Source organism: Comamonas humi, assembly GCF_054782535.1.
This window is the reverse complement of the sequence record NZ_BAAGSH010000007.1, coordinates 527,497-541,930: the sequence shown is the minus strand read 5'-3', so window position 1 is coordinate 541,930 and position 14,434 is coordinate 527,497. Positions and strand designations below refer to the sequence as shown.

The window sequence follows — 14,434 nt, the reverse complement described above, 5'->3', positions numbered from 1 at the left end:
TGCCCGTCAGCGAACCACCATGCTGCTCATCCCTGCCATTGACCTGAAAGACGGTCATTGCGTGCGCCTGAAACAAGGTGACATGGACCAATCCACCACGTTCGGCGAAGACCCGGTCGAGGTCGCCCGCCGCTGGTTCGAAGCCGGCGCGCGCCGCCTGCACCTGGTCGACCTGAACGGCGCCTTTGCCGGCCAGCCCAAGAACCTGTCGGTCATCAAGGCCATCCTCCAGGAGTTCGGCGACGAGCTGCCGGTGCAGCTGGGCGGCGGTATCCGCGACCTGGACACGATCGAGAAGTACATCGACCTGGGCATGCGCTACGTCATCATCGGCACGGCGGCGGTGAAGAACCCCGGCTTCCTGCAGGATGCCTGCAGCGCCTTCGGCGGCCACATCATCGTCGGCCTTGACGCCAAGGATGGCAAGGTCGCCACCGACGGCTGGAGCAAGATCACCGGCCATTCGGTGATCGACACCGCCAAGCGCTTCGAGGACTGGGGCGTCGAGTCCATCATCTACACCGACATCGGCCGCGACGGCATGCTCACCGGCATCAACGTCGAGGCCACCGTGGCGCTGGCGCAGTCGCTGAAGATCCCGGTGATTGCCTCGGGCGGGCTGGCCGGCATGGCCGACATCGAGCAGCTCTGCGCCGTCGAATCCGAGGGCGTCGAGGGCGTGATCTGCGGCCGCGCCATCTACACCGGCGACCTGGACTTCGAGGCCGCCCAGGCCCGGGCAGATGCACTCAACGGCGCCGATTGAGCGGTAATTGTCAACAAACCGCCGGTTTGTAACCTCGTGGCACATGTGATTACCCCCGGTTTGCGCTTGACGCGGTGGCTTGCCACACAATACGGCACGCGGCATCAAAATCTATAGCACTTCGCCGCGGAATCGAAAGAAAGCGCACCTGTGATACTCGTGACTGGCGGCGCCGGCTATGTCGGCTCCCATCTTTGCGTGGCCCTGGCCGAAGCCGGCCTGCCCTTTGTCATTCTCGACAACTTCAGCAATGCGCGCCGCTCGGTGCTGCAGCGGCTGGAGCGCATCGTGGGCTTCATGCCGCCCTGCATCGAGGGCGATGTGCGCGATGCCGGCCTGCTCGAGCACCTTTTCGACGAGCAGCATTTCGAGGCCGTGGTCCACCTGGCGACGCTGAAGGTGGCCGCCGATTCCGCGCGCGAGCCGCTGCGCTACTACGACAACAACGTCACCGGCACCGTGGCGCTGCTGCGCGCCATGCAGACCGCGGGCATCCGCACCTTCGTCGGTTCGTCGTCCGCCGTGGTCTATGGCGATCCGGCGGCCTGCCCGGTGCGCGAGGACGCGCCGCTGGCCGTCTCCACGCCCTACGGCCACACGGTGATGATGACCGAGCAGATCCTCACCAACCTCGACGAGGCCTCGCCCAAGCGCTGGAAGATGGCGCTGCTGCGCAGCTTCAACGCCGTGGGCTGCCACGACAGCGGCCTCATCGCCGAAGACCCGCCGCGCATGTCCACGCATGTGGCGCCCTACATGGCCCAGGTGGCCTCGGGCAAGCGCGACTGCCTGCGCATCTTCGGCAACGACTACCCGACGCCCGACGGCACCGCCGTGCGCGACTACCTGCACGTCACCGACCTGGCCGCGGCTTACGTGGCCACCCTGCGCCATCTGCGCGGGCACACTGGCCTGATCAAGCTGAACATCGGCTCGGGCCAGCCCACCTCGGTGCTGGAGCTGGTGCGGGCCTTCGAGCGCGCCAACGGCCGCGCCGTGCCCTTCCGCATGTCGCCGCGCCGTGCCGGCGACGCCGCGCACTGCTGGGCCGACATCCGCCTGGCGCAGCAGGTGCTGGGCTGGCAGCCGCGGCACGGCATCGAGCGCATGCTCGAGGACGTGTGGCGCTGGCAGATCGGCATGGGCCGCAGCGTCCACTGAATTTCACCGCAGCCATGGTATGGTTGCGGCCCATCCCTCCACTCGCCAGACGCCTCCCATGCTTGCCAAACGAATCATCCCCTGCCTCGATGTGACCGGTGGACGCGTGGTCAAAGGCGTGAACTTCGTGGAGCTGCGCGATGCGGGCGACCCGGTGGAGATTGCCGCGCGCTACAACGCGCAGGGCGCTGACGAGCTGACCTTCCTGGACATCACCGCCACCAGCGACGGGCGCGACCTGATCCTGCCCATCATCGAGGCCGTGGCCTCGCAGGTCTTCATCCCGCTGACCGTGGGCGGCGGCGTGCGCACCGTCGAGGACGTGCGGCGCCTGCTCAATGCCGGCGCGGACAAGACCAGCTTCAATTCGGCCGCCATCGCCAACCCTGCCGTCATCGACGCCGCCAGCGACAAGTACGGCGCGCAGTGCATCGTCGTGGCCATCGACGCCAAGCGCCGTTCGGCGGAAGACGAGCAGCGCATCGGCGAAGGCGGCACGCCGGTGGGCCCCGGCTGGGATGTCTACAGCCATGGCGGCCGCAAGAACACCGGGCTCGACGCGGTGCGCTGGGCGGCCGAGATGGCGCGGCGCGGCGCCGGCGAGATCCTGCTCACCAGCATGGACCGCGACGGCACCAAGTCCGGCTTCGACCTGGCGCTCACCCGCGCGGTGAGCGATGCCGTGTCCGTGCCCGTCATCGCCTCGGGCGGCGTGGGCAACCTCGACCACCTGGCCGATGGTGTCCAGCAGGGCGGCGCCGATGCGGTGCTCGCGGCCAGCATCTTCCACTACGGCGAGTACACCGTGGGCCAGGCCAAGCAGCTCATGGCGCAGCGCGGCATTCCGGTACGGCTCTGAAGCCGCTCAGCCCCGCTTCGGGGCATCCATTTTCCTAAGAATCGGCCTTGTAACAAGGCGTAGCAAGCGCATGCAGCTATCTATTTGATAGTTTGCAGTGGCGCGCGCCTACGCATGCGTGGCCTGTGCCGAAGTGTTTGTTATAGATATTTTATAGTTTTTAACAATTGATTATTGATATTCATTAGCATGTTTATAAAATTCGATTATTCCGTCATATTTGATAGAAATGATCGATTATGTTGCATGCTCAAAAAAATAACGGTTCGCGCGCTGCCGGGATGGACCTGGGCTTGCGCAAGATCTTCCGTGCGGGCCTGCCGCATGCGCTGGCGGCGACGCTAGGCCTGCTGGCGCTGCCCGGCTGGGCCCAGGTGCAGCGCAGCTTCGTGAACCCGAGCTTCGAGACGCCGGCGCTGACGGCCTCCAGTCCGTCGAATGGTTGCTATGTGCAACTGGACCGCAGCGCCGTGCCCAGCTGGAACACCACCCACCGGAGCATGAACGGCTCCGGGAACTGCGCCAGCCCGCAGCCTGCCCGGCCGGGCAATCTGGTCGAGTTGTGGCGCGACCGGTTCAACGGCGTCAGGGCCCGGGATGGCCTCAACTTTGCGGAGCTGAACGCCGAGGAGGCATCCCGCATCTACCAGAACATCTGCATGTTCCAGGGTGAACGCGTGGGCTGGCGCTTCAGCCACCGCGGCCGCAATGGCGCCAATACCTACGACCGGGCGCAGATGAAGGTGGGCTCCACCGGTTCGATCGTGCAGGTCGGCACCACCACCGACGGGAGCTATGAGCCGGTTCAGATCTTTCCGGGCTACGACGCGACGGCGGCGGTGTCCACGAATCCCACCAACGGCTGGCGCGACTACTCGGGGCAGTTCACCTACCCGGAGAGCAGCGGCACCAGCAACATCGGTTTCGAGGCGGTGTCGGGCACCACGGTGGGCAACTTCCTCGACAACATCCAGATCCAGCTGGCGCCGTTCGTGGACTTTCCCAATGCCAGCAGCGCGGACGCCGAGGGCGACAGCGGCAGCAACCTGCTGGCCAACCGGCCGACGCTGCGCATCAACGGCACCGTGGAGGCCGACTTCACCGTCACCATCAAGGTCACCGGCGGCACGGCCCAGCGGGGCGTGGATTACTTCACCAACACCAGTAGCGGCACCGACGACACGATCACCATCACCGTGCCGGCCGGCGTGTACGACGGCGCGGGCAGCGCCAGCTTCATCCCGCTGCCGGTGTACGTGGTGGGCAATACCGGGCGCAACGAGAACAAGACGATCACCTTCGCCATCCAGCCGCCGGCGGGCTCCGCCCCGGCCTTCCTGCTGGCCTCGAACGCCAGCTGCGGCGCGCCGGTGCAGACCACCTGGGACTACACCATCATCGACGACGATGGCCCGCTGCTCGTCACCAAGCGGGCCTCGGCGCCGGTGTCCGTGGCTGGCTCGCTCACGCAGTACGACATCAGCTACACCATCAGCGTCACCAACCCCAATTCCTCCGGCGCGGCCAAGACCTATACCCTGGTGGACACCCCGTCCTTCGAGGCCGATGCCCGGATCGACAGCTTGGTCGCGCTGAGCTGCGTGCCCGGCAGCGGCGCGAACTGCGGCAGCGGACTGCTGGCGGCGCCGCAAAACGGCTCCGGCCCCTGGACGCTGAACAGCGGCCGCGCGCTGGGCAATGAGCTGACCGACACCTATACCTTGCGCGTGCGTTTCACCATCCTGCCCGGCCAGGCGGGCCCCGATGCCTGCAGCAGCACGGGCGGCGGGCTGTTCAACAGCGTGTCGGCGAGCGTGACCAACCCGGCCTCGGGCGACAGCGCCTCGGCCACCGCCTGCCAGCCCACGCCCACGCCGGTCTGGGTCACGCTGCGCAAGAGTCTGCCAGCGGGGCGCATCAATGCCGGCGATCAGTTCCAGGTGCGCATGAGCTCGGGCGGCATCCCGGTAGCGGGCGGCAGCGCCATCACGGCGGCTGGCGGCACCGATGCCGCCACCAGCCAGCTCGTGCTGCCCGCCGGCGCCACGCTACAGTTCTTTGAAGCGCTGAAGGCCGGCGGCACCGGCCCTGACCAGGCGCCCAGCGGCTACCGCACGGCGCTGGCCTGCACCGGGGCCTCGAACGCGCCCAGCGATGGCGGCACCGCGCTCGCCACCCAGCAGCAGTGGGCCGCCTTCACGCCGGCCGCAGGAGAAAACCTGGACTGCACCATCACCAACACGCCGCTGAGCTATAACGTGACCGCCACGGCGGGGCCGGGCGGCGCGGTCAATGGTGGGGCGCTGCAGTGCAACCCGTCCCCGGTCTTCCCAGGCGGGAGCAGCCAGTGCACGGCCCAGGCCAATCCGGGCTACAGCTTTGCCGGCTGGGAGGGCGCCTGCAGCGGGCAAGCCGCGGCATGCGCGCTGACCAATATCAACGCCGACCTGCAGTCGCATGCGCTCTTCACGCCGAATCCCGGCATGCTGACGATCACCAAGCAGGTCGTGGGCGGGCCCGCGCCGATGGGCGAGATGGGCTTTGCGGTGATCGCCACCTGCACTTCGGCGCGCCACGAGCGCACCGTGGTCGTGCCGGCCAATGCGAGCACGGGCAGCGTGGAAATCACTGGCATCCCCGCGGGCGACAACTGCACGGTGCAGGAAGGCAGCCTGCCACCGCCGCCGAGTGCCAGCTATCAGTGGGCGACGCCGGAGCTGACCCAGCCGCAGGGCGCCATGGCGCCGGGCGGCAGCCTGTCCGCCACCGTGGTCAACCGGCTCACGCGCAACCAGGTGCCGGTCACCATCACCAAGCAGGTGCTGGGCGCACCGCCGGCCGGTGCACCGGGCAGCTATGGCTTCTCGCTGAACTGCGGCGTGGACGGCACCTACAGCGGCGCGGTCACCCTGTCGGGTGCGGCGCTCTCGGGCTCGGCGACGGTCAGCGTGCCGCAGGGCGCGGTCTGTAGTGTCCTGACTGAAACCGGCAAGGCGACGGCGCCTGACGGCTACGCCTGGGGCCAGGAAAGCACCACGGCGCCGGGCGTCGTGGCACCTGGTGCGAGCGGCACCATCACCAACCCGCTGCGTCCGCTGCCCAAGGTCACCGCCACTAAGGCGGCCGTGCCTTCGACGCTGGTGGTGGGGGCCACCGGCCAACGCTACGAAATTGCCGTGACGATCAGCAACGGACCCACCACCGCGCCGATCACCGTGGCGGATGCGCTGCCCGTCGGCGTGACGCTCTCGGGCCCGCCCACGGTGGGCTCGGGGGCCGTGCTGGGCCAGTGCGGCAACGCCAGCGATGCGGCGCTGGCCGCGGGCTGCCAGCTTGAGGCGGGTTTGGCGAATGGCACCTACACCATCACCTTGCCGATAGAGGTGGCAGCGGCCGCCGCGGGCGGGCAGGGCGGTAACAATCGCGCGAACCTGTCAGGTGGCGGCGATCCCCAGTGCACGGACGCGAGTGGCGAGGCTTGCGATCCCGCGACGCCGGACGTTCCGGTCACCACGGGTGCCCGCCTGGAAATCACCAAGACCAATGGCGTGGACCAGTTCCAGCGGGGCACCACCACGAGCTACACGGTCACCCTCCGCAACCTGGGCGGCACGGCGGTCAACGGTGTGCGCTGGACCGATACGGCGGTCAGCGGCCTGGCGGAGATCCAGGTGGCACCGGGCGCGGTCACCGGCGGTGCGGTCGCGGGCAGCTGCGAGGGGCTGGGCTGCAGTGGCATCGCGCTGCCGGCCGGGGCCAGCGCGAGCTATACGGTGACTGCAAAGGTGATTGGTGCCCCGGGCAGCCGGGCGGTGAACACGGCGCGCATCGACCAGGGCGCGGATTGCCCGGCCAGTGCGGCCTGCACCGCGACGGACGACGATCCCATCGAGCCAGCCGCGCCGGTGCCCACCCCGACGCCAGTGCCGGTGGGCTCGAACACCATGCTGGCGCTGCTGGGCCTGTGGATCGCCTTGGTGGCGGGGCGGCGCATACAGCGATCGGCGCGGCGCTAGATTGGCGCTGGCCTCTGAGACAGGGCTGATACATATCAGCCCTGTTTTCATTGAGTAAGGCTATATCGTGGATCTTGAGGAAGGATCGTGCATTCCGCTTGATTGGATGCTATTCCCGCTTTGTTGGTTGATTTAAAGATTGATAACGCAAGATTGCTGGATGTAACAGTTATAAATCTATAAGATATACATTCGCTTATCGTTATGAAGTGGTGGATTGCCATTTCTTATCAGCAAGTACGCACTTGTTGACCCTGGGGCTGCACGCGAGGTGCGCTCTGCCCTGGCGTCCTGCACGCCTGGAGCCGGGGGACGATCGCTTGGATGACTGGATTTGCAGAGGAAGGCGTTTGAATGAAAATGCAACGCATCAACTTGGCCGCGGGGCTCGTGGGCATCGTGTTGGGGCTTGGGGCCTCCACGGCTGGCGCCCTCGTGCGCTTCGATAATTTCCGCGGCTCGCAGAATGTACCGACCCCGGTGGTACAGCCGAGCTATGTCAACTACGACGGCCAGAAGCACGATGTGCAGATGCAGAATCTGATCGATTTTGCGGCAGGGCCTTCGTCCAACATCGCTTCCAGCGGCACCGACACCAACATCAACTGGATTCGGAGCAGCAACACGCTGTGCAGCAATGGCAGCGGCAGCCAGGCCTGCGCGGACCGGTTGCAGGGGCGCGTGACCTATGCGCTGGTCAAGTTTCCGACGGCGGGCACCTATTACTTCGGTGCGGCGCACGACGACGAGGTGAAGATCGAGTTCTCGACCACGTTCGCGTCGATGGACTCGGCCAACTACCGCAACTACGACTACAACGTGCCGGTGGGCGGCGTAGGGCCGTGGACCAGCGGCGACAACGGCTACGACACCATCCCGGGCAACTTCGTGGTGTCCCAGCCAGGCGCGTGCTATGCCATGCGCATCTACTGGAACAACCAGGGCGGCGTCAACCTGCTGCGCCTGGGCTGGCGCATGAGCACGCCGCCGGCCTCGCCCACTGCCGCGGACTATCCCTTCATCCCGGATGCGAACCTGCGCGATCCCGCGGACCCGAACTCGTACGCCGACTGCGCCGTGGTGGACACCGACCTGGTGATCAACAAGGCCGGACCTGCCACGTTCCAGGCGGGCACCCGCTTCGACCCGGGCTACACCATCACCCTGTGGAACAAGGGCCCCAACCCGATCAGCAATGCCACGTTTGCCGACACGCTGCCGGCCAGCCTGACGGTGGGCTCCGGCGGCTTCGTCTGCAAGGCCTATGACGGCAATGGCGGGCAGATGGGTGCGGGGACCGCCAACATCCAGGTCACCAACAATGGCAAGGCCTACGCGGTGACCATGGGCGGCCTGCTGGCCGTCAATGCCAGCGACCAGCCGCCCACGTCTGGCGCCCGGCTGGTCTGTACCGTGGATGTCACGGCCAGCGCGAATCCAGGCAATAGCATCACCAACACGGCCACGATCACGGTCAATGACCGCGATCCCACGAACAACACCAGCAGCGTCACCAGCGTGCGCTCGGACATTGTGTCCATCACCAAGACCGGCCCCGCCACCGCCCTGGTGGGCGAGAGTTTCACGTACAAGCTGACGCTGAACAACAACAGCAATGCGGCCAAGGCCGGCGTGATCGTGCAGGACCAGCTGCCGCCCGGTGTGACCGCCACCCAGGCTGAGGCGCCCGGAGGCGCGGTGAGCTGCACCAACCTGAACAGCGCCGGCGCCCTGTTGAGCTGCACCATCGCCAACAGCATTCCCAGCAAGGGCAGCCAGGACATTCTGTTGACGGTGGTGGCGTCGAACAAGCAGGCCATCACCAACTACACGGCGACGAATCCCGGCGGCAGCGGCAATCCGCCTTCGGCACCAGGCCCCTTGTGCAGTGCCGCGACCACCAGTTGCGACAAGGCCTCGACAACGGTGCTTGGAGACCCGCTGCTGACGCTGGCCAAGACCGCTGACGTGGCCCGCGCGCCGCAGGGCGGGGCGGTCAACTTCACGCTGAAGATCAGCAACACCGGCCAGCTCCCCAGCAGCCAGCCGACGACTGTCGTGGACACCATCCCTGCGGGCCTGACGGTCACCGGCGTGGCCAATGGCCCGGACTTCACCTGCACTCCCAGTGGTTCCCTGCCGCTGGCGGGCGACGGCGTGGGCACGAAGGTGGTCTGCACTTCCACGGCCGGCATTGCTGTGGGCACGGCCGACGCCATCGTGGCCACGCTCGCCACCACCAAGACCGTCGGCCAGGATGTGACCAACCCGGCTTCGATCACCGCGGGCGACGGCGACTGCCCATCGGCCGGGCGCTGCAACGCATCGGCGACCGTGGGCGGCACGCCTCGGCTGCAGATCAGCAAGGCCACGATGCCGACGAATGCCTTCACCGTGGGGCAGCCGGGAAGCTACACCATCACCGTGACCAACGTGGGCAATGCTGCGACGACGGCCGATGCCACGGTGACCGACACCATTGATGCAAGCCTGGAGATCCTTGAGGCCCCGGGCTGCCAAGTGAACGCGCAGCAGGTGAGCTGCCCCATCCCTGCGGGGCTGGCTACGAACACGCCCATCACCTTTACCGTCAAGGTTCTGCCAAAACCGGTGCCGCAAGGTACGTCGGTGAGCAACAGCGCCAGTGTGCAGGGCGGTGGCGACCCGAGCTGTATGCAGCCGGGCGACTGCTCCAGCACGGTGGAGATCCCTGTCGATGCGCCCAAGCTGGTGATCGGCAAGTCGGCCCAGCCGTCGGGTGCCTTTGTCGTAGGGGTGCCTGCGCGCTACGTGCTCAAGGTCACCAATGTGGGGAATGCCGTCACGACGGCCGACGCCACGGTGACGGACACGGTGGACAGCTGGCTGCTGATCGGTCAGCTTCCTCCGGAATGCTCCGCGTCGGGCCAGGTGGTGTCTTGTACGGTTCCCGCAGGCCTGGGGATCAACATGCCAAAGTCGTTCGTGATCCCGATCACGCCTAAAGCCGACGCGGGCGGCCAGTCCGTCACGAACCGGGCCAGCGTGCAGGGCGGCGGCGACCCCACCTGCGACCAGCCCAATGACTGCAACAGCAATGAGGTGAAAGTCTCGGTCAATGCGCCGCACCTGGTGACGGAGAAGGAGGCCTCGGCGCCCTCGTTCACCGTGGGCGTGCCGGGCTACTACACCATCCGGGTCACGAACACGGGCACGGCCGCCACCACGGCCGTGGCCACGATCCGGGACACGGTGGCTTCGTCGCTGCAGATCGACCTGGCCAAGCTGACGGAGCAGGGTTGCTCGGCCCAGGGCCAGGTGGTGTCCTGCTCGATTGCCGCGGGGCTGCAAACCAATATGCCGCAGGAGTTCCAGATCTGGGTGACGCCCTTGCCCGTGGCCGCCAATACGGCCGTGACCAACACCGCCTACGTGGTGGGCGGCGGCGACCCGTCCTGCCTGCCGAACCAGCCGTGCAAGAGCGATCCGGTGGAGGTGCCCATCACGGCGCCGAGCCTGACCATCGAGAAAACGGCCTCGGGCGAGGCCTTCGAGCTGAACGTGCCGGCCAGCTACACCATCACCGTGACGAACGAGGGCACGGCCGCTACGACGGCACCTGCGACGGTGACGGACGTGATTGCCTCGGCGCTGACGATCGGTACGCCGCTGCCGGCCGGGTGCGTGCTCGGACAGGGAGCACAGTCGAACATGGTGACCTGCACCGTCGCTGCCGGCCTGGCGGTGGGCGCATCGCAGGTGTTCGTCATTCCCGTGACGCCTACGGATCCGCAGGCTGTCGGCCAATCGGTCGTCAACAAGGCCAACGTGGTGGGCGGCGGCGATCCCTCGTGCACGACGGCGACTTCCTGCGAAAGCGAAGAGGTGGAGACGCCTATCAACGCGCCCAGCCTGGTGGTCGAGAAGCAGGCCCTGACGCCGTTCGTGGTGGGCCAGCCCGCGCAGTACCGGATCACGGTGACCAACAAGGGTACGGCGCCCACGACGGAAGCCGCTGCGGTCAGCGACAAGGTGGCTTCGTCGCTGGAAATCGACATGGCCTCGCTGCCGGCGGGGTGTACGGTGGTCACGGAGTCGAACACGGTCAACTGCAACGTGGCTGCCCTGCTCGCGGTGAATGCCTCCCAGGTCTTCACGATCACCGTCACGCCCAAGCCCAGCGCGCTGGGCCAGTCGGTAGTGAACAAGGCCGAGGTGACGGGCGGTGGCGATCCCTCCTGCGTGAGCGCCTGCGAAAGCAACGAGGTGATCGTGACGGTCAACAGCCCGAAGCTGGTGATCACCAAGAGTTCCTCGACCGACCCCTTCATCGTCGGCCAGCAGGCGAGCTACACCATCACCGTCAAGAACACGGGCGATACGGCCACCACTGCCGTGGCGACCGTGAGCGACACGGTGCCCGACGGCTTGACCGTGCAAGACGCGCTGGATGCGCAGAACTGCACGGTGGCAGGGCAACTGGTGGCCTGCACGGTGGCCGCTGGCCTGCAGCCTGATGCCTCGGTGATATTTACCATCCAGGTCCTGCCGACGGCGGCGGCCCAGACACCGGTGATGAACGTCGCCTCCGTTACCGGCGGCGGTGATCCAAAGTGCGAGGAAAGCTGCCAGAGCAACCAGGTCATCGTCCCGGTGGCCCGGCCGCATGTCACGGTGGCCAAGGAGGCCACGGGCGTGCAGCGTGTCAGCGGCCAGAAGTACGTGGCGACCTACCAGGTGCGGGTCCGCAACCAGGGCACGGCCGCGGGTGTCTATACCCTGACCGACACCCCCAGCTACCCCGATGGCGTGGTGCTCGACAGCTGGACGGTGCAGACCGGCGATGGCACGGTCAACCCCGGCTTGGAGCCCAAGCCGGGCAACAACCAGGGGAGCCAGATCAGCGGCGCCGACGTTGCCATTGCTGCCGGGGCCACGCACACCTACACGGTGGCGATGACCTTCACCAGCAACAAGTCGGTGTCCGACCTGGAATGCTCGGCGGACACGCAGGGCCATGGCGCCTTCAACCAGGCCGGCATCTCGGGCAGCACCACCGATAGCTCCAACAGCTGCAGCAAGCTGCCGCCGGTATACGACAGCACCGTGCGGGTGCCGGTGGGCTCGAACACCATGCTGGTGCTTCTGGGCCTGCTGCTGACCATGGCGGCGGCCTGGCAGGTGCGCGGCAAGGTGCGCAAGGGATAAGCGCAGGGACGACCCAGCGCTGTGAAAGGAGGCCGGCAGATGCCGGCCTCTTTTTTTTATGCTTGCACGACAGGGCGCAAGCCCTTTCCAGGGGCATCCCAGATCGCCGACAATGGCTGCATGACTTGGCTGGACGACGTAAAGTGGGATGCGCAGGGCCTGGTGCCCGTGATTGCGCAGGAGCAGGGCAGCGGCGATGTGCTGATGTTTGCCTGGATGAACCGCGAGGCGCTGCAAAAGACGGCAGAGCTGCAGCGGGCGGTGTACTTCAGCCGCTCGCGCGGCAAATTGTGGTTCAAGGGCGAGGAGTCGGGCCATGTGCAGCAGGTGCACGAGATCCGCATCGACTGCGACAACGACGTGGTGCTGCTCAGGGTGACCCAGCTCGGCCACGAGCCGGGCATTGCCTGCCACACCGGCCGGCACAGCTGTTTTTACAGTGTTTTGCAAGATGGCCAGTGGCGGCCGGTGGATCCGGTCTTGAAAGACCCGGAATCCATCTACAAATAACACGCAACCCCCGAACCGATAAGCAAGACCGTATGACCTCTACCGCACCCCTGGATTCTGCCGATGCCCTGGCCCGCCTGGCCGAGGTGCTGGAGTCGCGCAAGCCTGTCAACGGCGGCAACCCCGAGGCCAGCTACGTGGCGCGGCTGCTGCACAAGGGGCCGGATGCGTTCCTGAAGAAGATCGGCGAGGAGGCCACCGAAGTCGTCATGGCCGCCAAGGACGTGGACCATGGCGCGCCGGCGTCCAAGCTGGTGTACGAGGTGGCGGACCTGTGGTTCCACTCCATGGTGGCGCTGGCGCACTATGGGCTGACGCCGCAGGATGTGGTGAACGAGCTGGTGCGGCGCGAGGGCCTGAGCGGCCTGGAGGAAAAGGCGCTGCGCAAGGTCAAGAGTCGTGACAGCGAAGAAGGGAGTCCCTCATGAGCGATGTGATCGAAGTGAAGGCCGTGGATCCGCAGGAGATGGAAAGCCTCAAGACCTGGGGCTGGGTCAGCTACCTGCTGCATCTGGTCGTGGCGGTGGCCGCCGTGGTGCCGGGAGCGCAGCCCAGCCTGGTGCTGCTGCTGATTGCGCTGCTGATCGACCTGGTCAAGCGCGACGACGCGCGCGGCACCTGGCAGGCCAGCCATTTCTCGTGGCGCATCCGCTCGGTGATCTGGGCCGGTGTGCTCTATCTGGTGACGCTGCCGCTGTGGCTGTTCTTCCTGGTGCCCGGCATGATCGCCTGGGCGGTGATCTCCATCTGGTTCCTCTACCGCATCGTGCGCGGCATGGTGGCGATGAACAAGGATCGGGCGATCGATGGCTGACGTCGCAGCAGGAATCGGCGGCGTCGCGCCGCTCGTGCCGCCAGGCAAGCGCAAGCAGTCCTTTCCGCCGCTGAGCAAGGGGCCGGATGAGAACACGGCGCCGCTGAGCCTGGCCCTGCAAGGCGGCGGCTCGCACGGCGCCTACACCTGGGGCGTGCTCGATGCGCTGCTCGAGAACCGCTCGCTGTGGGTCGAGGCAATCAGCGGCACCAGTGCCGGCGCGATGAATGCCGTGGTGTTCGCCTACGGCTACGGCAAGGGCGCCAGCGAGCACACCGACCGCGCCAAGGGCCATGAGGCCGGCTGTGCGCTGGCGCGCGAGTTGCTGAAGAAGTTCTGGGAAGGCGTGGGCGCGCTGGGCAGCCTGTTCTTCGGTGCGCCGCTGCAGAACAACCCCATGCTCAGCATGATGGCGCAGTGGCTGTCGCCCTACCAGACCAATCCGCTGGACATCAATCCGCTGCGTGGCCTGCTCGAGAAGGTGGTGGATTTCGAGTTCCTGCAAAAAGAGCAGGGCAAGCACGCGCCCAAGGTGTTCGTCTGCGCGACCAATGTGCGCACCGGCAGTGCTGACGTGTTCAGCGGCGCGCGGCTGACGGCTGACGCGGTGATGGCCTCGGCCTGCCTGCCCATGCTGTTCAAGGCCGTCAACATCGATGGCGAGAACTACTGGGACGGTGGCTATTCCGGCAATCCGTTGATCTACCCATTGATCTACCACACCGGCAACCACGATGTGCTGCTGGTGCAGCTCAATCCGGCCGAATACCACGGCCTGCCCGACAGTGCCCAGGACATCCTGGACCGGATGAGCGAGATCACCTTCAACGCCAGCCTGCTGGCCGAGCTGCGCGCCATCGCCTTCGTGCGGCGCCTGCTGGAGCAGGGGCGGCTCGATCCGGCGCTGTACAAGAACATGCTGATCCACCACATCGACGGCGGCCGCGAGCTGCAGTCCTATGGCGCGTCGAGCAAGTCCAAGGCCAACATGAGCTTTGTGCTGGAGCTGTTCGACAAGGGCCAGTCCAGCGGCCAGCGCTGGCTGGAGCGCCACCGCAAGGACGTGGGCGTGCGCTCGGAACTGCATGACGCCTGACCGCCAGCGCCCCCCGCGCGTCCGC

9 protein-coding genes are annotated in these 14,434 nt (G+C 66.7%); all 9 read left to right on the top strand.

Annotated features, from left to right (window positions below; translation table 11 throughout):
* Positions 1-19: 19 nt before the first annotated feature.
* The 9 genes from hisA (at position 20) to ACYVKR_RS09615 (ending at position 14,409) form a co-directional block, all read left to right on the top strand.
* Positions 20-766, top strand: coding sequence for a 1-(5-phosphoribosyl)-5-[(5-phosphoribosylamino)methylideneamino]imidazole-4-carboxamide isomerase (hisA, locus tag ACYVKR_RS09655; RefSeq protein WP_460480618.1), 747 nt, complete (start codon positions 20-22; stop codon positions 764-766).
* Positions 767-916: 150 nt separating this feature from the next.
* Entirely contained in the window at positions 917-1,927 is a 1,011-nt protein-coding gene (galE, locus tag ACYVKR_RS09650; RefSeq protein ID WP_460480617.1) for an NAD-dependent epimerase/dehydratase family protein, read from the top strand.
* Between the two features lie 58 nt (positions 1,928-1,985).
* Positions 1,986-2,786 carry an imidazole glycerol phosphate synthase subunit HisF gene (gene hisF, locus ACYVKR_RS09645; protein WP_460480616.1) on the top strand — a complete coding sequence of 267 codons (801 nt, stop codon included), beginning with the start codon at positions 1,986-1,988 and terminating at the stop codon, positions 2,784-2,786.
* Between the two features lie 293 nt (positions 2,787-3,079).
* Entirely contained in the window at positions 3,080-6,802 is a 3,723-nt protein-coding gene (locus ACYVKR_RS09640; protein ID WP_460480615.1) for a DUF5979 domain-containing protein, read from the top strand.
* Positions 6,803-7,156: 354 nt separating this feature from the next.
* Complete coding sequence (locus ACYVKR_RS09635) at positions 7,157-11,989, top strand: hypothetical protein (protein WP_460480614.1); 4,833 nt, start codon at positions 7,157-7,159, stop codon at positions 11,987-11,989.
* Between the two features lie 120 nt (positions 11,990-12,109).
* Positions 12,110-12,499, top strand: a complete 390-nt coding sequence (gene hisI, locus ACYVKR_RS09630) for a phosphoribosyl-AMP cyclohydrolase (RefSeq protein WP_460480687.1) — start codon at positions 12,110-12,112, stop codon at positions 12,497-12,499.
* 32 nt (positions 12,500-12,531) lie between these two features.
* On the top strand, positions 12,532-12,927 hold the full coding sequence (locus ACYVKR_RS09625) for a phosphoribosyl-ATP diphosphatase (RefSeq protein WP_460480612.1): 396 nt from the start codon (positions 12,532-12,534) through the stop codon (positions 12,925-12,927).
* Entirely contained in the window at positions 12,924-13,313 is a 390-nt protein-coding gene (locus tag ACYVKR_RS09620) for a DUF4870 family protein (protein WP_460480611.1), read from the top strand. Before ACYVKR_RS09625 ends, ACYVKR_RS09620 begins: the two co-directional genes overlap by 4 nt.
* The gene (locus ACYVKR_RS09615; RefSeq protein ID WP_460480610.1) at positions 13,306-14,409 is read left to right on the top strand and encodes a patatin-like phospholipase family protein; all 1,104 of its coding nucleotides are present in this window, start codon (positions 13,306-13,308) and stop codon (positions 14,407-14,409) included. Before ACYVKR_RS09620 ends, ACYVKR_RS09615 begins: the two co-directional genes overlap by 8 nt.
* Positions 14,410-14,434: the final 25 nt, after the last annotated feature.